The organism is Bacillus sp. URHA0034 (assembly GCF_056280405.1).
Genome location: NZ_JBWCDK010000002.1, coordinates 1,393,818 through 1,419,071, shown reverse-complemented (window position 1 = coordinate 1,419,071; position 25,254 = coordinate 1,393,818). Strand labels below are relative to the sequence as shown.

Sequence of the window (25,254 nt, the reverse complement as noted above, 5' to 3'; positions counted from 1 at the left end):
TTAAGACCCGATTCATTCTAATTATAAGAATCGGTTCTTAACATTGGAGGCAGCTTTATGGAATGGAAGGCTAATTGGATTTGGGATAAGAGCGGGGAACATCCTAGGAATCAATGGAATTGTTTCAGAAGGACCTTTACCATTTCCACAGATTATGAATCAGCAACATTATCAATATCTGCAGATACTAAATATTTTGTTTATATTAATGATGAATTAATTGGATCTGGTCCTGTCCGTGGCTGGACCTCCGAATGGCATTATGACCAATATGAATTAAGCAATCTAAGAAAAGGAAAGAATGTCATTTCCATATTAGTAAATCATTATGGAATGGGAACGATGCATTACATTGAAGGGCGCGGCGGACTCATTGCGCAACTAGAGTTTTATCAGCAAGGCCAGATCATAGGCCACCTTCTTACCGATGAAAGATGGAAGACAGCCACTCATGATGGCTTTATTAAGGAATCCGTCAAAATGTCCAATTGTTTATCTTGGGCAGAAATTTATAATGCCAACCGATTTGATCATGATTGGGGAAGCCTTTCTTTCGAGGATTCTGCTTGGGAAGAAGCAAAAATAATCGGCCCTTATGGGTCAGGGCCATGGAAAACTCTTATTCCTAGAGATATTCCCCCTTTAACCAATGAAATGATTTACCCCAAAAGTGTATTATCTTTAAAAGCAGTGAGGCCGATATCACAGCACTATTCGATTGATTTAAAACCAACTTTTTTTCCTGGTGAGTTTGACTGTAACTCAGGAAAAATTATGCAGGGTTATTTAGTAACGGAACTCCACTCAAAACAAGATACAACAGGAGATATGACGCTGACTTTTGATGCCCACGCAGGTGCTAAATGGGAATATACCCTGAATGGGGAAGAGTATAAAACACAGAATGGAAAATATGAGAAAGTAAGTCTAAGAAAAGGAGCTAATTTATTACTCATTGATGTCGGTGGATTTTTTCACGAACCAACAATACACCTTGCATTTACATTCCCAGAAGAAATTAAATTGAAAGCACCGTTTAGCCGCGAGGAATCTAAATTCCTAGGATTTGGCCCCTTTTATTCAACAACTTTGCTTCAGATAGGCAAACAGGTCGACTTATCGGTTCCGGAAGAAAATGAATATGCACAAATGAAGCAGGTTACAACAATTAGCGACTTAGAAACTTATAAAAACTGGGCAAAAGAAATTCCGGACCACCATATTTGTTCAGATAATGTAAGTCTTCTTTCTATTTTTAAGGAAGACCTCAAAACGTATCCCCTGGATTTTCAACATCAAAATATGGTATTGCCCAATCAAAGTTATACAACTGTCGCACCAAAAAAAATCGGGGATACTGAATATCTGATTGATTTTGGCAAGGAATACCTAGGTCATATTGAATTCGAACTAGAAGCTGCAACAGGCACTATTTTTGACTTCTTTTTATTTGAAAGTATTCACCATGATGGAAGAATTGAGCATACTTTTTCATTGAATAACTCTTTAAGATATGTTGCAAAGGATGGCCGGCAAGTTTTTCGGTCTTTTATTCCTAGAGGTTTCCGTTATATGCTGCTTACAATTCGCAACCTAACTACCCCGTGTAAAATATTCAATATTAAAGTGGATGTTACAACTTTCCCTACAGGAAATGTAGGAACATTTAGCAGCTCGGATTACCTATTAAACCAAATTTGGGAAATATCGAAGCATACCGTTCGGATGTGTGCACAAGATACCATCATCGACTGTCCAGCATATGAGCAGGCATTATGGACAGGAGATTCGTATAACATTTCCTTAATGAATTATTATACTTTTGGAAACTATGATTTAGTAAAAAGATGTTTAAGGTTAATTTCAAAGTCAGTTTACCGCTCCTCGCTGCCGGAATCTCATGTTCCAAGTGGATGGCAGAATATTTTAACAGCTTGGTCGATTCTCTGGATGATGGCATGCCGCGAATACTATCGATATACGGGAGACATAGATTTTATAAAAGAGGTTTATCCCGAATTAAAGCTGACAGTTCAGCGGTTTCTACATTTTATTAACGAAGATGGATTATTAGAAATTTCCGCTTGGAATATGTTAGATTGGGCACCAATGGATACAGAACATACAATTGTTACGCATCAAAATGCGCTCCTCGTGGATGCATTAAGACAAACAGCTTACTTAGCTTCCATTTTAGGGGGAAATGATGATGAAGCTGACTTTTTAACTTTATCAAATCAATTGAAACGGGCGATCAACAAATATTTATGGGACGAGGATGAAAAAGTTTTTATTGATAGTATCCATAAAGATGGAACACCTTCAAAAATACGAAGTTTACAAACTAACCTAATGGTGTATTTAACCAATTGTGCAGAGAAAGAACGGAAGACTCTTATCGAAAAGTATCTAATAGATCCACCAGAGAGTTTTGTTCAAATTAAAAGTCCGTTTGTCTTATTTTTCTACTATCAAGCTTTAATGGGATTAGGTCAGAACGACAGGGTTCTAGAAAATATCAGGGATATCTATGGTTACATGCTGGAAAATGATGCAACAACTTGTTGGGAAGGCTGGGAATTAATCGAGGGAGATTATAGCCGCAGTCATTGTCACGCATGGTCTGCAGCCCCGACCTATGTGTTTGGAGTTCTATTTTTAGGTGTAAAACCATTGGAACCGGGATTTAACAAAGTCGAGATTTCTCCCAGATTGAATGGATTAACATGGATAAAAGGAACCGTGCCAATTCCACAAGGAAAGATTGATATTTATTGCAAGGATTTAGGGGATTATATTGATTTGCAAATAACTCTGCCAGATAATGTTGAAGCGCAGATTACAACATCTAAAAATGCAAGGATTCTAGTAAATGGTAAGAAAATAAGTTAAACATTAAAACAGACCTTAAAGGTCTGTTTTTTGGGGTTAATCAAAAACAAACAAATATATATATGATGAAATTGTTATAAATCAAATAAAAAACAAAAATAAATTCTTTGTTTATGTTGATTTATGTTTGTTGTGGAGTTATGATACTAATGTAAACAAGATAAATCAACAATTTATATATAGACCATATTTAAAGGGAGAGATTGAATATGAGTATGAATGTGAGAAATTTAATATATAGAGCACCATTTATCCAAGAAATGATGGAAGCTACCTCTAACCTGTACCGATTAGGCTGGGATGAACGAAATGGCGGAAATATTAGTTATTTACTAAATGAATATGAAGTTTTACCTTATCTAGATGTTGATAATGTGGTTAGAACGGTGCCAATGAATTTTGATGCATCAGGACTTGTAGGCAGATACTTTGCCGTTACTGGCTCTGGAAAATACTTTAAAAATGTAAAAGATGATCCATCATCTAACCTAGGGGTTATCCGTATTGCTGAAGACGGAAAAAGCTATGAGATACTTTGGGGACTTGAAGATGGCGGAGTGGCCACAAGCGAACTTCCAACACATCTTATGAATCATATGAAACGGTTAGCAGCAGACAAAAACCACCGTGTAATCATGCACTGCCATGCGACAAATCTAATCGCAATGACATTTACACATAGCTTGAAGGAAGAAGACTTTACTAAAACACTTTGGGAAATGTGTACAGAATGTATTGTGGTTTTCCCTGATGGTGTTGGTGTTATTCCTTGGATTATCCCAGGAACGAATGAAATTGGTGAAGCAACAGCAGAGAAAATGGAGCACGTCCGCCTTGTTGTTTGGCCGCATCATGGAATTTTTGGTGCTGGGGCGACAATGGATGAAACATTTGGCTTAATTGAAACAGCTGAAAAAGCAGCGCAGGTTTATACGATTGTTTGTGCCCAAGGAGGCAAAAAACAAACCATTACGGACCAACAGTTACAAGACCTTGCTGAAGCTTTTAACGTTGTTCCTAGACCAGGAATCTTAATATCTTAAAAATTGCTTGAAGTAGCTAGTAAAACGGATGAGCAATGTGCGGAGGTAGTGATTGAAGCGATTATTGCTCTATCAAAAGAGGTCGGCATTCCTAGTAAAATCGCAGAACTAGGGGTGGAAGATGTAGTTTTAGAAAAACTTTCTGTTAACTCTTTAAAAGTTGCTTGTGCTACAGGAACCCATTCCTGCCTACTAAAGAAGAAGTTATCGCCATGTTTAAGGGAATTTTATAATTTATTAAAATAATAAAAACGATTTCAAAATATGTTATACTGTTAAGGAGGCCAAGTGAATAGATGGCCTCTTCTTTACATTTATTTAGGTTGCTCTTTTGTGAGGTGCTGAACATAAAATACTCCTTAACATTTTTGGTTTTCTTTTTAATAGTAATATTTGTAAGCGGTTGCGATTTGAATGCTACAAACTCAGGAAAATATCAAATAATCTACAATGGTGAACAAAAGAAAGAGCAAAAGACCAAAAAAGATGAAAAAGATGATTACACAATTGCCATTGTTCCTAAAGTAAGTGGGATTCCTTATTTCAACGCAGTGGAAGAAGGGGCCATCGAAGCTGGAGAGGACCTAAACATTAATGTATTATTCACAGGCCCACCTATTGCCGATTGGAAGCAACAGCGAAATATTATTGAAGATTTCATACAGAGAGACGTTGACCTAATTGCTGTTTCAGCCAATGATCCAGAAAGATTAGGGCCTGTCTTACAAAAGGCAAGAGAAAAAGGAATAAAAGTCATTACCTGGGATTCGGATACAGATCCTAAATACCGAGAGCTATTCATTAATATGGTTGACCCGGAAAATCTTGGCCGGCACTTAATGGATAACTTGGCCTCTAAGATGGGGGAAAAAGGTGAGTATGCTATTTTAACGGGTTCACATGTTGCGGCCAATTTATCAACATGGATGAACTATATTATCGAGCAGCAGGAAGAAGTATACCCAGAAATGAAATTAGTAGAAGTAGTTGAGACGGAAGACAATCCCCAAAAATCATACACAGAGGCTGAAAAGTTATTAAAAACTTATCCTAATTTGAGAGGGATTTTAGGTAGTTCCTCAGTCGGGCCTCCTGCAGCAGCCCAGGCAGTTAAGGATGCGGGAAAGGCTGGCAAGGTCACTGTTACAGGGCTTTCTACCCCTAATTTAATGCGGAGTTTTCTAAAAGATGGATCAGCACAAATGATCACATTATGGAGCCCTAAAAAATTAGGCTATTTAACGGTTAGTTTAGCGAAAGATTTATTGAATGGTGATAATCTTAAGGATGGGCAGCATATCGGAAATGTTGGTAATATCAAAATAAAAGGTGACACCGTCATTATGGGACTGCCCATTGATTTTACAAGGGAGAATATCGATCAATATGATTTCTAGGCTTCTTGAAAAAATAAAATTAAATAACTCCCGGTTATCAACAAAACTAATTATTACGTATATCTTGTTAACGGTTATTCCTATGGGCCTTTTAGGTGTTCTAGCTTACTATGAATATACAAAATCCATTGAAGAAAAAGTCGGAGAATATATTCCTAAACTATTAAAGCAAGCGAATAATAATATAGAAAACAGTTTAGCTGAGTTAGAAAGACTCCCAGAATTAATTTATAGCTCCAGTGATGTTTTGTCTGTTTTAAGAGATAGCAGCTATAAGAATCAATCTCAATTAAATCAGGACCAATTTGTAGTTGAGAGTTTCTTAACGAATTCCTATCTTGATAATAGCTCAGAAATATTGGGGGCATTCCTTCTTTCAAAAAATCGATCTTTTGTCAGTACGCGGATTCCCTATGAGGGATTTAATCTTGAAAATCTCTCCCTTCCATATGGTGAAGAACATGATGTAGGAGAGAAAGTTGAACTCATCCTCCCTAAACAAGCAAGTCTGAAGTTTGAAGGTAATCCTCCCTATATTTTGTTAATGAAACAGATAACAGATGTTGATAATAGAAAATCTCTTGGAACGCTTTTTTTAGCGGTTAAATTGTCATTTATTGAAGATATCTTAACTGATTTAGAGGAAGAAAAAAATGCGACCATGTGGGTGATGGACGAGAATGGCCAGGTTATTTTCCATACAGATCCTTCAAAGATTGGTTCTATTTTTAGTGAAATAAAAGATTACCCACTGGAAAATGGAAGTTTTCAGACAGGAACAGCTCAAGAAAAAACACTCATTAGTATAAATAAATCAGCCCGTCATAAATGGATTTTAGTTCATAGTATTCCATTAAAGTATCTAACCATCGGAACGGATATGGTTAGATATGTAACTATTTTGGCCTTCTTTACACTTGTCATCATCACGAGCCTTATATCAGTTTTTCTTGCCTGGTCAGTCACAAAGCCCATAAAAAAACTGGGACATATCATGCAAGAGGTGGAGGAAGGCAATCTAAGTGTCTCTATTCCCGTTCATTCAAAAGATGAAGTTGGTATTCTAGCCCAAAGCTTTGACTCCATGCTTACAGAAATTAGGGATTTAATTCAGAAAAACTATTCCATTGAAATTCGTCAAAAGGACGCTGAATTATATGCTCTTCAATCGCAAATAAACCCGCACTTTATGTACAATACACTTCAAACGATTAGTATGGCCGTTGAGGATGGAGAATCTGAAACAGTCGTTGAAATGGTCACCCTTCTTGGCAGAATGCTCCGCTATTCTTTAAGTAACAAGGATCGGCTGGTGCCGATTACACATGAAGTTGATCATATTCAGGACTATTTGAAAATCCAGAAATACAGGTTTGAAGAAAGACTTTCTTACGAGATACAGACGGAGCTTGATTCTTGCTCCTATTTTACGCCAAAATTTATTTTACAGCCTCTTGTCGAGAATTCTATTAAATATGGATTGGAAAAAAGGAAAGGGTTAAGTATTCAAATTTTCGTGGATGAAATTCTTAATAAGAACGGAAAAAAAGATATTTTATTTACCATTCGTGACAATGGTCCAGGAATAGATGAAGACAAGCTTGATGAATTAAATTGCAAATTAAAATCCGACCCTATGGGAAAAAGAGAGTCTGGTTTTGGGATATTAAATGTTCATGCCCGGGTGACGATGATGTTTGGAGCTCAATATGAATTACGAGTAAATAGTTCTATCGAAAAAGGGACAGAGATCATGATACAAATTCCCGTAATCTTAAAGAGTGAGGTAACAAATTATTCGGGGATACAAGGGGATGTTGAGGGAAGATGACACTAATAAGAACGGTTATTGTTGATGATGAAGGAAGAATTCGAAGAGGGATTGAACGAATGGTTCGCTCATTAGGAGATGAATGGGAAATCGTTGGTACATTTTCTGATGGATTAGAAGTTTATGACGCGGTTATAAATCAATCCCTTTCTTTTGACCTGCTCATTTCCGATATTAGGATGCCGGAAATGGATGGGTTAACCTTAAATAAAAAACTTAAAAGCCATCTATCCTTCCTGACCATTTTTATAAGCGGATTTGATGATTTTGAATATTTGCAGACTGCTCTTCGAGATGGCGCTGTTAATTATATTCTGAAACCAATTGATAAGGAACAGTTTCAAATCCAGATGGATGAAGTGAAACAAAAAATTCAGATGCTTTACAAGGAAAAGCAGGAATGGCACATAATGCAAGAAAAGGCTTCGCAGTTGGAGTATACTAAACAGCTGCAGCTATTAAGCGAAATGACTTGGAATGAGGAAAAGGATATTGCGTATCTAGACTGGATCCGGCAGTTTCCAAGCGGCTGTTATCAATTAATTCATATTAGTATTGATCAGATTTTTTCACAAACTAGAGAATTTGATTGGAATAGTTGGACTCAAAAAATTGAAAATATTTTAGAAGAAACAGTTGCAGGTTCTATTCGAGTTCACCAGATTAATAGCTGGTGGTGGCGGGGCAGTAAGTTAAATTATTGGATGATGTTACAGATTCAAGATAAAGCCTATGCTCCCAATTTTTTATCCATTTCAAGAGAATTTGCTGAGAAACTTAGAATCTCCATACACAAATCAACTCATGTAACAGTATCCGTTGCTCTAGGCCATGAATTTAATGATCTTGCATTATTTAGTAATATGAAGAACGAGTTGCATACCTTACTTCAGTTTCGAATGATTCAAGGAGGAAATCAAGTCTTTGAGACTGATTTGTTTGAAGACATTAAAGTTCAAAAATCGAAGGGAATCTCATCTTCTATTCTAAAGTTTACAGAACAAGTGATTAATTCATTTGCACAAGGGAAAAGAGATGAATTACTAAAGGCATTACAAGGCTTTTTTCGTGAAATAGAATCTTTATCATCACCCATCATGATTAATGAAACGATTCATTACTTATTAATCGGAATTGTGAATAATTGGATTGAAAATGATGGCTATAGGGAGGACCCTGATTTACTAACAGACGCCCTAAATATTTCAAAGAATGCAGCAAATTTCACCCAGCTGAAGGATAGGGTGAAAATGTGGATTGTCCAAGTGATGGAAAAAATGACAGATTTGAAAAAGGAGCAGCATAATCCTATTCAGGTTGCGAAAGAGTGGATAAAAAATAATTTGGGGAGCAATATTTCGATTAAGAAAATTGCCCAACAGGTCTATATGAACCCCAACTATTTTTGTGATTATTTTAAGAACCAAACTGGGGAGACCATTTTAGATTATGTAACCTCCGTTAGGCTAGAAAAAGCCAAGGAGCTGCTAGAGAAAACGGATAAGAAAATTTATGATATTTCCTTATCTGTGGGTTATCAAGATACAAAATACTTTAGTCGCTTATTCAAACAATGGATAGGGCAGACACCTTCGCAATTTAGGGAGCAGTTCGCTAAAACTTCATCAGACAATTAAGATGTTAAAAGAGTCAAGGAATTCTCCTTGACTCTTTTGCTATGTAATCCCTTCCAACATTCTGAATAATTTCACCCCTAACTGAATTTTGTCTCCTACAAGTAAGCGTTTTATCAAGGTATATTTTAAATATAAAGAAAATTAAATTCTAGAAAGGAAAATAAATATGATCAGAAAAGCTAGTATCATGTTTGTAAACCGTGACAGTTATGATGAATATAAGCGCCGCCATGATGGAATATGGCCAGAGATGGCGGCAGAATTAAAGGCACATGGTGCACATAATTATTCTATTTTTCTAGATAAAGAGACTGGTAGATTATTCGCGTATGTAGAAATTGAGGATGAAGAGAAATGGGAGCGTATGTCGCAAACAGCTATCTGTAAAAAATGGTGGGACTATATGGAGCCGCTAATGGACACGAATGCAGACAATAGTCCAGTTTCGATTAATTTAGAAGAGGTCTTTTATTTAGAATAGTAATTTTGGAGTGGTTTCAAAAATGAAACCGTTTCCTGTATAAAACAAACTATTAGGAGGTATTACAATGGCTAAGTTTGGTGCTAAAAAGACGACCGGTTGGAAAGCAACCATCTCTGTTGCAATGGCGAACTATATTGAAGCTGGATCCATCATTGCAGCTGCAAGTAGTTTAACCATGTGGCAAGCATATCTTCATTTAGATAATATAGCAGTGGGCTTATTAAGTGCACTGAGTGCCAATGCATTTGGAGCGGCAGTAGGAGCTTTGTTTGGCGGTTATTTATGTGACAAATATGGACGGAAATTTATTTATACCTATGACTTGCTGGCTTATATGCTGGGTGTTTTATTAATTGCTGTTTCAGTTAATTTCCCAATGCTATTAATCGGGACCATTATTACAGGAATTGCTGTAGGTGCTGGGGTACCAGCCTCATGGACATATATTGCAGAGGAAGCGCCTGCCGATAAAAGAGCTGCACATGTGGGTACGGCACAGTTAGCCTGGTCAACCGGTCCAGCGATTACCTTTTTACTAGCAGTCTTGCTTGCGCCACTAGGATTATTAGGAAGCCGTATTATTTTCATCCACTTATTAATCATTGCATTTATTACATGGTACATCCGACAAGGCTTATCCGAATCAGCGATCTGGAAAGAAGGTAAAGAAAGAGAAGCTAAAGAAGGAAGCAGCAATAATAAAGGGGTACTAAAACAATTACTCAGCCTAAGACCAAATCGTGAAGCATTATTTCTTTTAATCGGAATTTATTTGTTCTGGAATTTAACAGCAGGTGCGATGGGCTATTTTATGCCATATATTTACCAAAATGTTGGTGGATTAACAGGTACACAAGCGAATTTACTTCAAGTGCTTCTCTGGAGTTTAACCGTTGCAACCACTTATTTTGTATTCATGAAATTAGGGGACAAATTTAGCAGACGCGCCTTGTTTGGGATTGGAGCCGTAATGGGTATTGCCGCTTGGTTAATTCTAACCTTTACGGGAATGAACTGGTTCTCACTCTTTGCTTTTGTTCTACTTTGGGGTAGTGCTGCCGGATTCGGTGCCCAAGCGTTCTACGGTTTATGGGCAAGCGAATTATTCCCAACGAAATACCGTGCTGGTGCTCAAGGTATAATGTACTTCTTAGTAAGACTTGGTATTGCAATCTGGTCATTTATTTTACCAACTGTTATGGATAAATTAGGATTTAAAACAGCTGGTATTGTAATGCTTGTATTCTTGGCTATTCATTGTATCATCGGTATTATTCTTGCTCCGAATACGAATGGAAAAACATTAAAACAAATTGAAGAAGAACGGTTTGGAAAATCAAAAGCATTTAAAGGCAAAGCTGTATAATTGCATAAAGTTAACATAACCTGGGTTCAACTTTTCGTTGATCCAGGTTTTTAATTTAAAGTTCCTGCATTTATTTTTCAGGTAGTTCATCCTAATATGATATGATTTGGCTTAAATAAGAAAATTGTATTTAGGAAAAGGTGAGTCATGTTGAACCAGGTCCTATTAAATGAGCTACTCCAGGTAACGGATGAAGAAAAACTCATTCTCGATCAGCGCAAGAATGTAAGTAAAGAACTTTACACGAGCAAGACAAACTTTGTTATAGAGAGTGAAAAATTTCTTAGTAAAGACAAAATGATTATGGTTCGAAAGCATACCCGATTTGTGGATTTCCCTTTGCATAAGCACGACTATATTGAGATTAATTATGTCTATAATGGTGAACTGAAGCAAACGGCGGGAGGCAGACCCATTACCTTAAAAACAGGGGAATTGTTATTACTAAATCAGCATATTGAACATGAAATTAAAGCATGTGCCAAGGAAGATATTGTTATCAACTTTATCATTCGTCCTGCCTTCTTTGATTTTATTTTTTCGTTCCTAAATTCAGGCAACATTGTGAGTGATTTCTTAATAAGCGGTCTATATAACAACACGCAAAATGGACAATTCCTTTATTTTAAAGTGGCTGATGTTGAGCCTATCCAGGATATGATTGGGAAAATCATTTATGAAATCATGCATCCTTCTACATTTTCTGAATCCACAATTAAGCTTTACATGGGTCTATTGATGATTGAACTGATTAAGAATACTGACCTTGTGGAAAGAAAAGAAGAGGCATCGATGAATCACTATTTAGTGGTCGAGTCCCTTCAATACATTGAAGAACATTACAATAATGCCTCTTTATATGAGTTAGCTAATAAACTAAACCAATCTCACTATGGGCTAAGTAAAACAATAAAAAAAGCAACCTCTCACACCTTCAAAGAATTACTTCAGGAAAGACGGCTCGTAAAAGCAAAAGAATTATTAGAGAGTACTGAGATGTCCATTTCTACGATTGTAGAGGAAGTTGGCTATGATAATATCAGCTATTTTTATCGTATTTTTAAAGGAAAGTATGGCCGGACACCAAAAGAATTCAGAGAACAGGCAGTAAAGAAAACATAACTGGTTTAAACAAAGTTTGAATCATTGGTACGCGCTTTCATCGTGGGGTATAATGGAAGAGAAAGTAGAAGGGAGGAGTTTTAATTGAAATACATAAGCATCGCAAACACAGATCTTCAAGCATCAAACATTATTATGGGCAATATGCGCATACCACAGCTATCAATAACTGAAGCAGAGAACTTAATACGTTCCGCCATGGAAGAGGGAATTAATTTCTTTGATCACGCTGATATTTATGGGAAGGGTAAATCGGAGGAGATTTTTTCTGAAGCGATTCAATTGAATACTTCTATCCGCGAAAAGATGATTTTACAGAGTAAATGCGGGATTCGTAACGGCTACTTTGATTTTTCCAAAGAGCATATTATTGAGTCAGTGGATGGAATATTAAAGAGATTAAATACAGAATATCTTGATATTCTCCTCCTTCATCGTCCTGATCCATTAATGGAACCTGCTGAGGTTGCAGAAGCATTTGAAGAACTACACACGAGCGGGAAGGTTAGATATTTTGGAGTTTCCAATCATAATCCTGCTCAAATAGAACTATTGCAAAAATACACTTCACATAAGTTAGTAGTGAATCAACTACAGTTGAGTATTGCCCACACACCAATAATTGACTCAGGGGTAACCCTTAACATGAAGGTTGACCAAGCGATTAACCGCGATATGAGTGTTTTGGAATACTGCCGCTTAAACGACATTACCATCCAAGCCTGGTCTCCTTACCAGCATGGCTTCTTTGGCGGGTCTTTCTTAGGTGATTTAGAGCACTATCCGGAGCTTAACGAGGTAGTTGACCGTATCGCCGGAAAATATGGTGTGACCAATACGGCCATTGCGACTGCTTGGATCACACGCCACCCGGCTAATATTCAGGTGGTGCTAGGAACTACTAAAGTTGAGCGCCTAAAAGACGCGTGTCAAGGCTCTGATATCCGATTAACAAGAGAAGAATGGTATCAGATTTATAAAGCTGCAGGCAATATGATTCCATAAGTTATATAAGCAAAAAACGGGCTGAATAATTTCAGCCCGTTTTCAATGGAATCATCTTTTTCTAGGAAACAGACTTTTGGGGGAGTAGGGATGCTAATTGAGCTAGTTTTTTAATCTCAATGAATAATATATGATGTTCTTCCATTTCCTTAATTTTAAATAAATAACCGTCATATTCTATCAGGTCATCCATTTTAACATCAAATTTTTCTGACAAGAACCAGCCGCCAATCGTATCTAAATCTTTATTTGAGATGGAAGTACCTAAAATATCGTTCACTGTTTCAATTAGGACTTTACCACTGACAATATAATGTTCATTGGCTAATTTACGTACATCAGGAACTTCGTCAGTGTCAAACTCATCTCGAATATCACCAACAATCTCTTCAATAATATCTTCAACTGTTACCAGACCAGATGTACCACCAAATTCATCAAAGAGGATCGCCATATGGGTCCTTTCCTTTTGCATTTTTAATAATAAGTGTTGAATAGGAATGGTTTCAATAACAGTGATGACCGGTTTAATGAAATGTGATAGAGCTTTTTTCTCTGTCCAGTTCTTATCCAATTTAGTGGTTAAGATATCCTTGATATTAATAATTCCGATAATATTATCTTTATCCCCGTTAATGACGGGGTAGCGTGTATATTTTTGTTCCTTGATTAATGAGAGAATATCATCACGATGATCATCGACTGATATACTTACCATTTCTGTTCTAGGTACCATAATTTCTTTTGCAATCCGATTATTAAAATCAAATACGTTAGTTACATAGGTTAATTCCGATTCATTAATTTCTCCGCTTTGATAACTTTCTGAAAGAATAATTCGCAATTCTTCCTCTGTGTGTGCTAACTCATTTTCAGAAGCGGGTTTTAAACCGAACAAACCGACTAACAATCGAGAAGAAGTATTTAAAATCCAAATGAATGGGTAGAAAATTTTATAAAACCAAATCAACGGATTAGCAAAGAGAAGCGTAATTGTTTCTGATTTTTGTATCGCAAAAGATTTCGGAGCTAATTCGCCCACGACTACATTAATAAAGGTGACAAGAACAAAAGCTAATACGATGGATAAGAAATGTGTTACAGCACTATCTATGTGTAGTAAGGTGAAAAGAGGCTGTAACAATTTAGATACGGTTGGCTCTCCCAGCCATCCAAGCCCCAGTGCTGTAACAGTTATTCCGAGCTGACAAGCAGATAGATATTCATCTAAATGTGTAACGACTTGCTTCGCAGCTTTGGCTCCTTTTTTTCCTTCATTCAAAAGTTGATCAATACGTGTGCCTCTTACTTTAACAATTGCAAACTCTACAGCCACAAAGAAGGCTGTGAGGGCAATAAAAATGGCGATGATGATCAGGTTAACTATTTCCAAATGTATAGCCTTAAAGGTTAAGGCCTACACCTCCAGTCTTAATCTATTAATCTATTAAACATAAAAATTGAACTAATGTTTAATTATGACATATTGTCATCTTATTTGTCAATAAAACATGAACTTTAGTTCATCTTTTTCGTCTAGGGTATAGGTATCAAAGGAGATCGAAATTCTTGACGACTTACCAAAGTCATCAGTTGGAAAATTATTTAGAAAGGTGCTTCGAGATGAGGAAATTATGAAGGTTAAGCCATAAAAATAACCAGAGAATTGGCCCGACTAGGTTCTAATCGGGCCTTTCTTTATTTAACTTTTGCTAAAAAGTCTAGTACTCTTTCATTTACTAAATCATTCGCCTCCGTCACATAAATGTGTCCAGCACCATTGATCGTCAATAGTTCAGCGTTTTGAATGTTCTCCGCTAAGGTCACTCCATTTTCATATGACACCAAGCGGTCCGCATTGCCGTGGATGACCAAAACGGGAACTTTGATTAAATTAATTTCGTTATAGGTATCATGGGCTAAACAAGCTTGAAGCTGCAGCAGGTAAGCATAGGGCATAACAGGGACTTCGACCCTTCTTCGAATATCTTCTGCCACCAGGTCGCGGTAGGATTCAATAAAATCTGGGCTGTAAAGGATTGGTGCTGTAGCCCATGCTATTTCTTCGGGTGTGGCAGTCGCAGACCCTCTGGACAGCATCATCATAGAAACCTCAGCGTCAGGTTGAACATGTTGTACCCCGCCGGAAGTTGTACAGCCAAGGATTAACGAGCGGGTCCGTTCTGGATATTTTAATGCAAACCTTTGGGCAATCATGCCCCCCATGGAAATACCATAGACATGAGCGGAATCTATTCCAGCAGCATCTAGTATCGCACGGCTATCGTCAGCCATTAGTTCGATTGAATAAGGTGTATTGGGTTTACCGCTCGCCCCTGTTCCACGATTATCAAAAATAATGACCTTGTATTTCTTACTTAACGCCGGAAGTGTTCTAAACCAGGACTTTGAATTCAGTCCTAATCCCATAATTAATAATAACGGCTCGCCTTCCCCGTGTATCTCATAATAAAGCTCAATCCCATTGGCATTGGTTATAGGCATTCTCTACCACCCTTTCTTTTCCAATAATAGTAAATAATATGAAAGAAAGCTCTATAGAAGACCAGCCAAAAAGGTAAGTCTTCTTAATTTTTAAAGGTTAACCTCTTAGTCCCTTAATTTTGATTAGAATCTTATAGAAGAATATTAATATCAAAATTTTTGTTTCATTATTTGACAAAGAGATTTTAGAACAGTGACTGTTAATCGTTGTCGAAAACCTCACTAAATAATAAAATATTTCGACAAAATTCATCATGTTGTGAATGTTTGGAACACCTAGCTATTTAGAAAGTTCTTATATATAAAGGTTTGTTCATTTCGCATTTTAATAGGGGACGAGAGGAATTGGGGAAATGAAGAAAAATGTCGATAAGGAAGGGTTTACAAAATAGCATTTTCCTACAATAATCGTAGTTATATCAATATTCTATTAATAAATGATTTACTTCTAAGACTTACGGCATTATTAAAGAGAATATTTGCTAGGTTACTATAATTCTTAGGAGGTATCTTTTTTATGGTTTATCAGCAAAAGCCGTGGTTAAGAATCTATGATCCAAGAATCGATGAGCATGTGTTAATTGAACACACTTCGCTCTATGATTTTTTACAAGGAGCAGTTACCCAATATCATGATAAACCTGCCTTCACCTTTTATGGAAAGGTTTGGAGCTTTAATGACACCAAGGTGGTTACAGACCGGTTTGCTGCAGGTCTATATAATGAGGGCTTTCAAAAAGGTGATCGCGTAGCCATTATGCTTCCTAATACTCCACACTATATTTTTAGCTTATTTGGGATTTTTCGACTGGGCGGAATAGCGGTGCAGGTAAACCCAATGTACGTTGAAAGAGAAATCGAACATGTTTTAATCGATTCAGGTTCACAGTATATCGTTGTTCTAGATACTCTATATAATAAAGTTAAAAAAGTCCAGCCAAAAACATCTTTGAAAAAAATTATTGTGGTCAGCCTAGGGGGCGAGAGAGCCGCTCTTGCTGAGGGAGACCAATACTTCGACGAATTCCTACATCAACATATAAACATCCCTAAAGTACATATCGATCGTGAAAATGATGTTGCATTGCTTCAATATACTGGCGGAACAACTGGCCCTTCTAAGGGAGTCATGCTTACTCATCTTAATCTCCTCGCCAACTTTAATCAGGTTTGTGATTTTGCTTATAAGACCTGTGAGAAACCAGATGATTTTAAAATGATAACTGTTCTTCCTATGTTCCATGTGTATGGACTATCCAGTACGGCCCTTTGCGGGATTCGAGAAGGGGCCAACCAGATTATTTTGCCGCGGTTTGATCCTAAGGAAGTAATGGAAACCGTAAAACGTGAAAAACCTTTCCAAATGTCCGGAGTTCCAACCATGTATTTTGCTTTAAACAGCCAGCCAGGTTTGGAAGAATCCGGTTTTGACCAGTTGTATTACGTTAGCTGCGGAGGGGCACCGCTGCCTGTAGAGGCAGCAAAATTATTTGAGAAGAGAACCGGTGTGAAATTGCTGGATGGGTATGGTCTTTCTGAATCGGCACCAACGGCTATCTTTAGTCCACCATTTGTTCCTAGAAAATACGGCAGCGTTGGAATCCCTGTCCAAAGTACGATTGCTAGAATCGTTATTCAGCAAGATGGGGAATACGTTGATGCACCAGTAGGAATTGAGGGGGAACTAGTCATTAAAGGCCCTCAGGTGATGAAGGGTTATTGGAACCGTCCACAGGATACGGAGGAGACTATAAAAGATGGCTGGCTGTATACAGGAGACATCGCCAAGATGGATGAGGACGGCTATTTTTATATTGTTGACCGAAAAAAGGATATGATTATTGCAAGCGGATACAATGTATATCCTAGTGAAATTGAAGACGTCCTTTATCAGCACGAAGCCATTGAAGAGGCACTTGTTATTGGGGTTCCAGACTCATACCGTGGTGAAACCGTAAAAGCCTACGTAAAACTAAAAGGAGGATTTTCTGCTACCGAAGAGGAAATTAAACAATTTGGAAGGGAAAATCTCGCGTCCTACAAAGCACCAAAAGAAGTAGAAATCCGTTCGGACCTGCCGAAATCTTCGGTCGGAAAACTCCTTAGAAGGGTTTTACGGGAACAAGAATTATTAAAAGTATAAGCACACTAGAGAGAAGGGGACCGAATGAATATTCAAGAGCTTTTTAGCTTAAAAGGAAAAACAGCGATTGTAACAGGCGGCGGCAGAGGACTGGGCCAGCAAATTGCCACGGCTTACGCAGAAGCAGGAGCAAATATCGTTATTTGTTCTAGAAATTTAGATGCCTGCAAACAATTTACCGAAGCACTAAAGGAAAAAGGAGTTCGTGCCTTAGCCTTCAAATGTGATGTCTCTGATCCTGAAGATATTCAGTATGTCGTCGATGAGACTCTAAAGGAATTTGGACGAATTGATATTTTAGTAAATAACAGTGGGACGAGCTGGGGGGCACCGGCATTAGAAATGCCTGCAGATAAATGGGATAAGGTGATGGATATTAACCTTAAAGGTGTTTTCTTATTTTCTCAAGCTGTAGGAAAAATCATGGTCAAGCAAAAGTCCGGGAAAATGATTAATATTGCATCCATTGCAGGGGTAGGCGGACAAGACCCATTGGTAATGGATGCGATTGGCTATTCTGCTAGTAAGGGGGCGGTTATAACCTTGACCAAGGACCTGGCGGTAAAACTTGCCCCATATAATGTCCATGTAAATGCCATAGCCCCAGGCTTTTTCCCAACAAAAATGGCAAAAGCGATCCTTGATTATTCGGGACAGAAGATACTCGAGCGGACTCCGGCAGGACGTTTTGGCTCAGATGACGACATGAAGGGTCCTGCATTGTTTTTGGCCTCAGAAGCGTCTAATTATGTATATGGTCATATTTTAGTCGTGGATGGGGGAACCACTGCAGCTGTCCAATAATTTTTCAATAGGCAGGAATATAAGAGGTCAACCATGAATTCTAAACAGCAAGATCCAATTCAATTTTATAAACAAATCGAAGCAGAGATAAATAAAAGAATTCATGCTAGTACCAATTCCCGAGCCTTTACAATGGCAGTTGGCAAGGCAATGGATTCACATCTTCGAGAAGTAAGGACCTATAAGCGATTAACCACCAGATGGCTAAATCGTAAGAGCCTCGCCACTAAGGATGAACTTGCTGCCCTTGCTAATAGAATCATAGAAGTTGAGGGGCAGATTGATTCTTTGGATGATGCCATCTATGAGATCATTATCCAACAAAAAACAAATCAACAAAAGCTGGCAATGGTTCGGGTATCACTGGAAGAATGGTCCACTTTTTTAAATAGTGAGGTAAGCGATAAACGCAGCCATCCTATTAAAACATTAGAAATTGAATTACAGGAATTAAAGAAACTATTTGAAATGGATATTTATTAAGGAGGAAATCGATTATGAGTGAAAATAATCAAAAAGTATTAGAAAATCAAGGAACAGAGGAATTAGAAAAGGAGCTTTCGAGTCTTGACTTGTTATGGAAGCTTGGTTTTGATGAATTAGACGGATGGGCTGAAAGGTTTAATAAACAAGATGAGCGTTTCTTAGAGGCAGTAAGGAACTACGTCGAAAAGGCCAAGCAAAATCAGGAAAATGTGATTACTGTTGCGGCTCAATTTGGCTTGGAGCTAAAGGAATGGGAACAGTCAACACGTGAAGAACTGTTAATGACTACTACATCGCTGCAGAATTTCTTCCCTGTTAAATCCTATGAGGAAATCAATCGAGTAGTCGAAGATATTCAGAACAAATCGGCTCAACTATTAATTACCCCTGTTCAAAAATTAACAACTGGCCAGATTCAGGCTCTTGATAAGTTATTAGAAACAGTAGAACAATTTATCTCAATGAGGAAAAAGGGACGCGAAAAGTATCTCGAGAGTGTGAAGAAAACAACAAATGTCCTCTATGAAAATCAAAAATTATTTGTTGACGTCTTTACGAAACAGGTTAAATCAGCTATTTTACCTTTTCAAAAATATTTGAAAAAGTAATAGAGTAAACAAAAGAACAAGAGGTGAAGGTAGATGTCTGACAAAAAAAATTACGATCCATATGAATCCCTTCATAAATTTAGTTTATTGTGGGAAAAACAAATTAATGATTTTATCTTTCTATTAACCAATAATAAAGACTTTGTAAAAATGTCACACAGAGGGACAGATCTGCATTCGCAATATCTTGAAACATTTAAAAAGAATCAAGAATCATTGGCAAGTGCCCTTAATTTACCAACAAAAAATGATGTCACAAATGTGGCTAACCTAACCCTTCAAGCGGAAGAAAAAATGGAAGCCTTAGAGGAGCAAATTTGGGATTTACAGGATTCTGTAAAGTCACAAAATAAAGAGATTGAAAGTGTTGTCGAAGTATCCAAAGAAATCATTAAACTTACCAAGCAATTAAAGACGGAATTAGTTAAGACGAAGAAAGAACTAGCAGATACAAAGGGCCTGCATGCCGAACTGCAGGAATTGAAATTTGAATTATTAAAACTGAATGATTTTAAACAGGAATTTGAGACGATTAAAGAGTTAATTAAAGAAGAAAAGTCTATCGAACCTGTGTTAACAGGCACATCGTCAGGAAACTAACAGAAGGGGGAGAAAACTACATTGGCAGCAGATTCACCTTTAACAGAGTTCATGCCCGACTTTGATTATGACAAGGAAAGGCAGCGCTGGGCTAACGTGTTTAAGATTCTAAGTGAACCCGAGCCCAAAATTGGCCATACTCCAAGGAATGAAGTTTGGAGGAAAAATAAATCCGTTTTATGGCACTATCCAGCAAAACAAAAAAAATATGAAATTCCCTTATTTTTCGTTTATTCCTTGTTTAATAAACCATACATCTTAGATATCGCCCCTAAGGCTAGTGTCATTGAGGGACTTACTAACATGGGCTACGAGGTGTATTTATTAGATTGGGGTTCACCGGGTTATGAAGACAAGCAGATGGGGATTGACACCTACATTGAAAAATATTTGCGGACAGCTGTTAAGCGGGCGATTCGCCATTCAGGCGCTGCTGAAATTACTTTAATCGGCTATTGCTTAGGCGGGACGATAGCATCCATTTATGCGTCGATTGCAGAAGAGCCAATCAAGAATCTGATTGTTGCGACTGTACCAATTGATTTTCAGCCATTTATGGGACCTGATAAGTGGGCAGAAGGGCTTAGAGAGGGAGATGTAAACTTCGAACGCTTTATTGAAACCTACGGGATTATTCCTCCAAAATTAGTGGAAGGTATGTTCAGGGCAATCGGTGCACCGATTTATTTTACAAATTATACCACGCTGTTGCATCGGGCACATGATTCCAAATATGTGGATAAGTGGCGCAGGATGAATAAATGGACACTTGATCAAGTTCCATTTGCGGGTGAAGCATATCGTCAATTGGCAAGTGACCTCTTTAAAGAGAATAAGCTCATTAAAGGAGGTATGATGGTTGGAGATAAACAAGTAGACTTAAAAAATATTAAGGCCAACTTGTTTGTCGTTTCCGGTTCACGAGACAATTTAATTCTTGAAGAGCAAAGTAAACCGATCATGGATTTGGCCTCTAGTAAGGATAAATCCTATATCACGGTTGAAGCTGGTCATGTCAGTTTGGCTTTGACGGGTTTGTTTGCAAAAATTGTCCATCAATGGGCATCGAGCCGTTCCAATCCGCTTTAAAATTAGTCATAATTTCGGGTACAAGTAAATATATAATAGGGTATAGGCAAGGGGAGGAGGATGCAAATTCCCCCCTTCAACTTGCTGTTTTGTGCTTGTTTAAAAAACTTCTTAGTGTTCTATTAAAGCTTTCTTTTGCTTCAAGCTTGGCAATGTGCCCGGTATTTCTGAAAATCACAAATTCAGAATGAGGAATTTGTTTATGCATCAGCAGCTGTACCCAGACAGGAATGACGGAATCATATTGTCCGCCAATGATTAAGGTTGGGACCTTAATTTTAGGAAGTAAAGTTAAATTATTCACTTCCAGGCATGCTTCCATCGATTTAAAATAATATTCTCTATTCGGACGGTAAAATTGGTAAAACTTCTCAAAATTATCTTTATTCCATGAATAGAGGCAAATTTTTGCGGCCGTTTCTCTTAATACGTCCGGTGATTTATTTGCCGCATGTGCTTTCCGATACTTTAAAAAGAGCTTTCCAAGCGTTTCAGGCACATAGTGAAAAGTACTAACCAGCATTAAGGAACGGCACATTTCAGGGGCTTGACGGTAGATTTCCTGAGCTACCATGCCGCCCATAGACAAGCCACAGATGTGTGCGCTTTCAATCCCGAGGCCGCTTAATAGGCTGATAACATCCTCAGCAAAGTGTTTGATTGAAATCTCTCCAGGCTTTTGATATTCACCATGACCACGCAAGTCGGGTATGATTAAATCATACTGATCGGCAAATTCGAACTGGTTTGACCAACCCTCTTTTATCTCTCCAAGGCCATGAATAAAGACTAATGGTTCACCCTCACCAAATCGTAAATAAGGAATTTCGGAGCCGCTAATAAAAAATTCTCCCAATTTTGTTTCCTCCTAGTGTTTTTATAAACATATGTTGCCAATATTTGTAAGGTGTAAACATTTATAAAACTCTGATTAATTAATTATATAGGCACAAGAGTTTATTTATTACCAATATATGTAAATTACATATATAAAGAAAATTCAGTAATGAAGAGTAATTTGTTTTAAGATGGAGGGATATCAGCTAAAATGAATTATTAAGATGATAAAAAAATCAGTGAGGCAGGAAGTATTAATCTAATGAGGAACTACAAATGATTAAAAAGTATTTAACCTTTGAAAAGAGTAACGGTATTGCCCCCTATATATGGACCATTCTTGGTATACTTCCCTTTTACTTTATATTCCAGTCTACTTCGACGCTCGGGATTGTTCTAGGGATTTTACTGACCTTGGTATTCTTTATTCTCTACCGGATTGCGTTTATTTCTAAGGGCTGGCCTGTCTATTTATGGACCTTAATTTTAATTGGTATATCCATAACAGCGTCCAGTCTTTATAGCTATGTTTATTTTGCTTTCTTTCTTGCTTATTTTATCGGTAATATTAAGGACCGGATTGCGTTTTTAACTTTATATTTTATTCATCTCATAAGTACGTCAGCATCGATCAACTATAATATTGTTATGCAAGAAAAATTGTTCCTTCAGCAGCTGCCATTTGTCATCATTATTTGGATTAGTGTGATCCTTCTCCCGTTTAGTATTTATAACCGGAAAGAGCGCGGCCAGCTTGAAGAAAAGCTTGAGGACGCCAACAAGCGAATTTCAGAGCTTGTGAAGCTGGAGGAACGAAATCGGATTGCTCGTGATCTGCATGACACACTAGGGCAAAAACTTTCTTTGATTGGCCTAAAGACAGACTTAGCTCGGAAGTTAATTTTGAAAGACCCTGAGCAGGCACGGGATGAATTAAAGGATGTGCAGCAGACAGCCCGGACTGCCTTAAGTGAAGTGAGAAAAATGGTGTCTTCCATGCGGGGGATTCGATTGAAAGATGAGATATTCAGAGTTAAACAAATGATAAAGGCTGCCCAGATTAATTTTGAATGTAATGGCGAGTTTGCACTTCAACATGTTTCGCTGCTAACCGAAAACATTTTAAGTATGTGTTTAAAAGAGGCGGTGAACAATGTGGTGAAGCATAGTGAGGCAAAGACTTGTACTATTTCTATCGCACAATTGTTGAAAGAAACGGTCATGACGATTCATGATGATGGTGTTTTCAAGGGCAATACAGATGAACTGGCTGAGGGGCATGGCTTAATTGGTATGAAGGAACGTCTGGAATTTATTAATGGCAGCTTAGAGCTTTTGACAGAGGACGGCACCACTTTAATCGTAACCGTCCCAAATGACGTAAAGCCAATTGATAAGGAGGATGGCAAATGATTAAAATCGTTATCGCGGAAGACCAGCAAATGCTGCTTGGAGCTTTTGGTTCCCTGCTTAATTTGGAGGATGATATGGAAGTGGTCGGTAAAGCTTCAAATGGTGAGGAGGCTGTAGCTCTTGTAAAGAAATATAAGCCTGATGTATGTATCATGGACATTGAAATGCCTGGAAAAAGCGGACTTGAAGCTGCAGAGGAACTAAAGGGTCTGGGGTGTAAAGTCATCATTCTAACGACCTTTGCGCGGACAGGTTATTTCCAGCGGGCTTTAAAGGCAGGAGTAAGCGGTTATTTGTTAAAGGATAGCCCAAGTGAGGAGTTAGCCAATTCTATCCGAAATGTAATGGCGGGACGACGCATTTATGCGCCAGAGTTAATGGATGATGTTTACGGGGAAGAAAATCCATTAACGGACAGGGAAAAAGAAGTTCTTGAGCTTGTGGCAGACGGGAAAAACACCAAAGAAATTGCGGAAACCCTTAGTATCAAAACAGGTACCGTCCGTAACTACATTTCCATTATCTTAGACAAATTGGAAGTTAAAAACAGGATTGAAGCTATCACTCATTCAAAAGAAAAGGGCTGGTTTAAATGAGGTGTATTCTTGGGAATACACCTTTTTTTGCGGAGACTTTCCTCTTACTCAATAGCTGTTTGATATCTGTCTAAAAAGTTTTTGATGTACTCAAAAACCTCAAATGGACGTTCCTCTGGTACAGCGTGTCCGGTTTCTTTTAATACGATCAGTTCGGAATTGGCTAAATCTTTATTCAGCTGCTCTCCTACCTTAAGAGGCATGGATTTATCATGATCGCCCCAAATTAATAAACAAGGTGTTTTGATTTGCTGAAGCACTTCAACTGGAAGATCGCCTTCCCGATCTCTTATCATTCTGGTTAGTGCTCTAAATATTTCATCCTGTAAAAAAGGTTGAAGATAGCCGTTAATCATTTCCTCATTAATGATGGAATGGTTATACAATGCTTCCTGGAGATTCTTCTTCACTCCCGTACGGGCGAAATAGTATTTAACAAAGCGATGGAAATAAGGTAAATAGCTAGTTAAGATTAAAGGGAACTTAAATCGCTTTAAATATGCTGAGCTGCAGAGGAGAATCGCTTTATCCGCAATATCCGGCATCATATGAAGGATATTGAGAACAATTTGTCCCCCCATTGAATGGCCGATAAAGGTCATGTTTTTAAGACCGAGGGATTCTGTTAATTGAATGACTGTTTGTGCTAGGTTTTTATAGGAATACACATACTGATTGCATTTTTCGCTTTTTCCAAACGGGGGGAGATCAATAGATAAAACCTGAAAATCTTTTTTTAACAATGAAATTAAGTGGCGAAAAGTAAAGGTGGATGAAAGAAATCCATGTAATAAAACAAACGTTTTATTCGTTGTTTGATGGGGATAAAATTCATAATAAACATTAATATTATTTACCGTCTGATAGCCGGTAAAAGCTGCCTGCTCCATACATCATTCCTCCTGCTCCACATAATAGTTGCCATTAATTTTCCCCACACCATGAAAAAAATGCCCCTAGTTATAATAAGAAATATAAGGTAAATATGTAGAAAGAATTAAAAGTTAGTGTCTACTCTATAAAGACAAATGTCTTTTCGTGGTGCCTGACACCAACAAGGTAAAAATATTTTTGGGAAATTGAAATAAAGTGTTTGAATTTTTAGAAAACTCCTTGTATAATGAAAAAAAGCTCAAGGAGTTGATTTCCATGGAAAAGAAATTATTAAATTCACCACAACATTCGGATGAGAATCAAGATGCTGTTATTGCTGAGATGTTCCTAAACAATGCCTTGCTCGAATTTAAGAAGGAGAATATCCGAAAGGAAATCGACCTAACATTGCAAAATGGGGATAAAGAGTTATTCCTTAAGTTAACAGAAGAGCTAAAGATGATTTCATAATTCATTTCTTACCTAATCTAATATCCAAAACCAGCCCTATCCTTAATTGGAT

General features: G+C 37.6%; 23 protein-coding genes. 19 read left to right on the top strand and 4 right to left on the bottom strand.

Annotation, left to right across the window (positions count from 1 at the left end):
• Positions 1-57 precede the first annotated feature (57 nt).
• From ACZ9EE_RS08960 to ACZ9EE_RS08915, 10 genes are all read left to right on the top strand, one after another.
• The gene (locus ACZ9EE_RS08960) at positions 58-2,892 is read left to right on the top strand and encodes a family 78 glycoside hydrolase catalytic domain (RefSeq protein WP_476026323.1); all 2,835 of its coding nucleotides are present in this window, start codon (positions 58-60) and stop codon (positions 2,890-2,892) included.
• Positions 2,893-3,107: 215 nt separating this feature from the next.
• A complete protein-coding gene (gene rhaD / locus ACZ9EE_RS08955; RefSeq protein ID WP_476032907.1) occupies positions 3,108-3,935 on the top strand; it encodes a rhamnulose-1-phosphate aldolase in 828 nt (275 codons plus the stop codon).
• Between the two features lie 3 nt (positions 3,936-3,938).
• The gene (locus ACZ9EE_RS08950) at positions 3,939-4,181 is read left to right on the top strand and encodes a hypothetical protein (RefSeq protein WP_476026321.1); all 243 of its coding nucleotides are present in this window, start codon (positions 3,939-3,941) and stop codon (positions 4,179-4,181) included.
• 164 nt (positions 4,182-4,345) lie between these two features.
• Positions 4,346-5,332: an autoinducer 2 ABC transporter substrate-binding protein gene (locus ACZ9EE_RS08945; protein WP_476026319.1), complete on the top strand. Its 987-nt coding sequence runs from the start codon at positions 4,346-4,348 to the stop codon at positions 5,330-5,332.
• Entirely contained in the window at positions 5,322-7,163 is a 1,842-nt protein-coding gene (locus ACZ9EE_RS08940) for a cache domain-containing sensor histidine kinase (protein WP_476026317.1), read from the top strand. Before ACZ9EE_RS08945 ends, ACZ9EE_RS08940 begins: the two co-directional genes overlap by 11 nt.
• Positions 7,160-8,800 (top strand): response regulator transcription factor, encoded by a 1,641-nt coding sequence (locus ACZ9EE_RS08935; protein WP_476026315.1) that lies wholly within the window; start codon positions 7,160-7,162, stop codon positions 8,798-8,800. Before ACZ9EE_RS08940 ends, ACZ9EE_RS08935 begins: the two co-directional genes overlap by 4 nt.
• A 166-nt stretch (positions 8,801-8,966) precedes the next feature.
• Positions 8,967-9,281, top strand: coding sequence for an L-rhamnose mutarotase (rhaM, locus tag ACZ9EE_RS08930; protein ID WP_476026313.1), 315 nt, complete (start codon positions 8,967-8,969; stop codon positions 9,279-9,281).
• A 67-nt stretch (positions 9,282-9,348) separates the two neighbouring features.
• Positions 9,349-10,650, top strand: coding sequence for an MFS transporter (locus ACZ9EE_RS08925; protein WP_476026311.1), 1,302 nt, complete (start codon positions 9,349-9,351; stop codon positions 10,648-10,650).
• A 147-nt stretch (positions 10,651-10,797) separates the two neighbouring features.
• The gene (locus ACZ9EE_RS08920) at positions 10,798-11,772 is read left to right on the top strand and encodes an AraC family transcriptional regulator (protein WP_476026309.1); all 975 of its coding nucleotides are present in this window, start codon (positions 10,798-10,800) and stop codon (positions 11,770-11,772) included.
• A gap of 84 nt (positions 11,773-11,856) precedes the next feature.
• A complete protein-coding gene (locus ACZ9EE_RS08915; RefSeq protein ID WP_476026307.1) occupies positions 11,857-12,777 on the top strand; it encodes an aldo/keto reductase in 921 nt (306 codons plus the stop codon).
• Positions 12,778-12,838: 61 nt separating this feature from the next.
• Here ACZ9EE_RS08915 and ACZ9EE_RS08910 read toward each other — a convergent pair whose 3' ends face one another.
• Complete coding sequence (locus tag ACZ9EE_RS08910) at positions 12,839-14,170, bottom strand: hemolysin family protein (protein WP_476026305.1); 1,332 nt, start codon at positions 14,168-14,170, stop codon at positions 12,839-12,841.
• Positions 14,171-14,475: 305 nt separating this feature from the next.
• Complete coding sequence (locus tag ACZ9EE_RS08905) at positions 14,476-15,282, bottom strand: alpha/beta fold hydrolase (RefSeq protein WP_476026303.1); 807 nt, start codon at positions 15,280-15,282, stop codon at positions 14,476-14,478.
• Between the two features lie 517 nt (positions 15,283-15,799).
• Here ACZ9EE_RS08905 and ACZ9EE_RS08900 point away from each other — a divergent pair.
• Genes ACZ9EE_RS08900 through ACZ9EE_RS08875 form a run of 6 tightly spaced genes read left to right on the top strand, consistent with a single transcriptional unit; the run spans position 15,800 to position 21,012 of the window.
• Entirely contained in the window at positions 15,800-17,425 is a 1,626-nt protein-coding gene (locus ACZ9EE_RS08900; RefSeq protein ID WP_476026301.1) for a long-chain-fatty-acid--CoA ligase, read from the top strand.
• A gap of 24 nt (positions 17,426-17,449) precedes the next feature.
• Positions 17,450-18,229, top strand: coding sequence for an SDR family oxidoreductase (locus ACZ9EE_RS08895; protein WP_476026299.1), 780 nt, complete (start codon positions 17,450-17,452; stop codon positions 18,227-18,229).
• 33 nt (positions 18,230-18,262) lie between these two features.
• Positions 18,263-18,712 (top strand): hypothetical protein, encoded by a 450-nt coding sequence (locus ACZ9EE_RS08890; RefSeq protein ID WP_476026297.1) that lies wholly within the window; start codon positions 18,263-18,265, stop codon positions 18,710-18,712.
• 14 nt (positions 18,713-18,726) lie between these two features.
• Positions 18,727-19,323, top strand: coding sequence for a hypothetical protein (locus ACZ9EE_RS08885; protein ID WP_476026296.1), 597 nt, complete (start codon positions 18,727-18,729; stop codon positions 19,321-19,323).
• 33 nt (positions 19,324-19,356) lie between these two features.
• On the top strand, positions 19,357-19,923 hold the full coding sequence (locus tag ACZ9EE_RS08880) for a polyhydroxyalkanoate biosynthesis repressor PhaR (protein ID WP_476026294.1): 567 nt from the start codon (positions 19,357-19,359) through the stop codon (positions 19,921-19,923).
• Between the two features lie 21 nt (positions 19,924-19,944).
• Positions 19,945-21,012 carry an alpha/beta fold hydrolase gene (locus tag ACZ9EE_RS08875; protein WP_476026292.1) on the top strand — a complete coding sequence of 356 codons (1,068 nt, stop codon included), beginning with the start codon at positions 19,945-19,947 and terminating at the stop codon, positions 21,010-21,012.
• A 76-nt stretch (positions 21,013-21,088) separates the two neighbouring features.
• On the opposite strand, the gene ACZ9EE_RS08870 is transcribed toward ACZ9EE_RS08875, so the two are convergent.
• A complete protein-coding gene (locus ACZ9EE_RS08870) occupies positions 21,089-21,868 on the bottom strand; it encodes an alpha/beta fold hydrolase (protein ID WP_476026290.1) in 780 nt (259 codons plus the stop codon).
• Positions 21,869-22,125: 257 nt separating this feature from the next.
• Between ACZ9EE_RS08870 and ACZ9EE_RS08865 the strand changes: the two genes are divergently transcribed.
• Both ACZ9EE_RS08865 and ACZ9EE_RS08860 read left to right on the top strand, forming a co-directional pair.
• Positions 22,126-23,262: a sensor histidine kinase gene (locus ACZ9EE_RS08865; RefSeq protein WP_476026288.1), complete on the top strand. Its 1,137-nt coding sequence runs from the start codon at positions 22,126-22,128 to the stop codon at positions 23,260-23,262.
• Positions 23,259-23,858 (top strand): response regulator, encoded by a 600-nt coding sequence (locus ACZ9EE_RS08860; RefSeq protein WP_476026286.1) that lies wholly within the window; start codon positions 23,259-23,261, stop codon positions 23,856-23,858. The genes ACZ9EE_RS08865 and ACZ9EE_RS08860 overlap by 4 nt, the downstream gene beginning before the upstream one ends.
• Positions 23,859-23,902: 44 nt before the next feature.
• On the opposite strand, the gene ACZ9EE_RS08855 is transcribed toward ACZ9EE_RS08860, so the two are convergent.
• Complete coding sequence (locus ACZ9EE_RS08855; RefSeq protein ID WP_476026284.1) at positions 23,903-24,748, bottom strand: alpha/beta fold hydrolase; 846 nt, start codon at positions 24,746-24,748, stop codon at positions 23,903-23,905.
• A 259-nt stretch (positions 24,749-25,007) separates the two neighbouring features.
• Between ACZ9EE_RS08855 and ACZ9EE_RS08850 the strand changes: the two genes are divergently transcribed.
• Positions 25,008-25,202: an IDEAL domain-containing protein gene (locus tag ACZ9EE_RS08850; protein ID WP_476026282.1), complete on the top strand. Its 195-nt coding sequence runs from the start codon at positions 25,008-25,010 to the stop codon at positions 25,200-25,202.
• The last annotated feature ends 52 nt before the right edge of the window (positions 25,203-25,254 follow it).

Excerpts from the sequence above, each read along its gene's own strand:
- ACZ9EE_RS08960 (WP_476026323.1), top strand. The coding sequence starts at position 58 with ATGGAATGGAAGGCTAATTGGATTTGGGATAAGAGCGGGGAACATCCT.
- rhaD (WP_476032907.1), top strand. The coding sequence starts at position 3,108 with ATGAATGTGAGAAATTTAATATATAGAGCACCATTTATCCAAGAAATG.
- ACZ9EE_RS08940 (WP_476026317.1), top strand. The coding sequence starts at position 5,322 with ATGATTTCTAGGCTTCTTGAAAAAATAAAATTAAATAACTCCCGGTTA.
- ACZ9EE_RS08935 (WP_476026315.1), top strand. The coding sequence starts at position 7,160 with ATGACACTAATAAGAACGGTTATTGTTGATGATGAAGGAAGAATTCGA.
- rhaM (WP_476026313.1), top strand. The coding sequence starts at position 8,967 with ATGATCAGAAAAGCTAGTATCATGTTTGTAAACCGTGACAGTTATGAT.
- ACZ9EE_RS08925 (WP_476026311.1), top strand. The coding sequence starts at position 9,349 with ATGGCTAAGTTTGGTGCTAAAAAGACGACCGGTTGGAAAGCAACCATC.
- ACZ9EE_RS08920 (WP_476026309.1), top strand. The coding sequence starts at position 10,798 with ATGTTGAACCAGGTCCTATTAAATGAGCTACTCCAGGTAACGGATGAA.
- ACZ9EE_RS08905 (WP_476026303.1), bottom strand. The coding sequence starts at position 15,282 with ATGCCTATAACCAATGCCAATGGGATTGAGCTTTATTATGAGATACAC.
- ACZ9EE_RS08900 (WP_476026301.1), top strand. The coding sequence starts at position 15,800 with ATGGTTTATCAGCAAAAGCCGTGGTTAAGAATCTATGATCCAAGAATC.
- ACZ9EE_RS08895 (WP_476026299.1), top strand. The coding sequence starts at position 17,450 with ATGAATATTCAAGAGCTTTTTAGCTTAAAAGGAAAAACAGCGATTGTA.
- ACZ9EE_RS08890 (WP_476026297.1), top strand. The coding sequence starts at position 18,263 with ATGAATTCTAAACAGCAAGATCCAATTCAATTTTATAAACAAATCGAA.
- ACZ9EE_RS08885 (WP_476026296.1), top strand. The coding sequence starts at position 18,727 with ATGAGTGAAAATAATCAAAAAGTATTAGAAAATCAAGGAACAGAGGAA.
- ACZ9EE_RS08880 (WP_476026294.1), top strand. The coding sequence starts at position 19,357 with ATGTCTGACAAAAAAAATTACGATCCATATGAATCCCTTCATAAATTT.
- ACZ9EE_RS08865 (WP_476026288.1), top strand. The coding sequence starts at position 22,126 with ATGATTAAAAAGTATTTAACCTTTGAAAAGAGTAACGGTATTGCCCCC.
- ACZ9EE_RS08860 (WP_476026286.1), top strand. The coding sequence starts at position 23,259 with ATGATTAAAATCGTTATCGCGGAAGACCAGCAAATGCTGCTTGGAGCT.
- ACZ9EE_RS08855 (WP_476026284.1), bottom strand. The coding sequence starts at position 24,748 with ATGGAGCAGGCAGCTTTTACCGGCTATCAGACGGTAAATAATATTAAT.
- ACZ9EE_RS08850 (WP_476026282.1), top strand. The coding sequence starts at position 25,008 with ATGGAAAAGAAATTATTAAATTCACCACAACATTCGGATGAGAATCAA.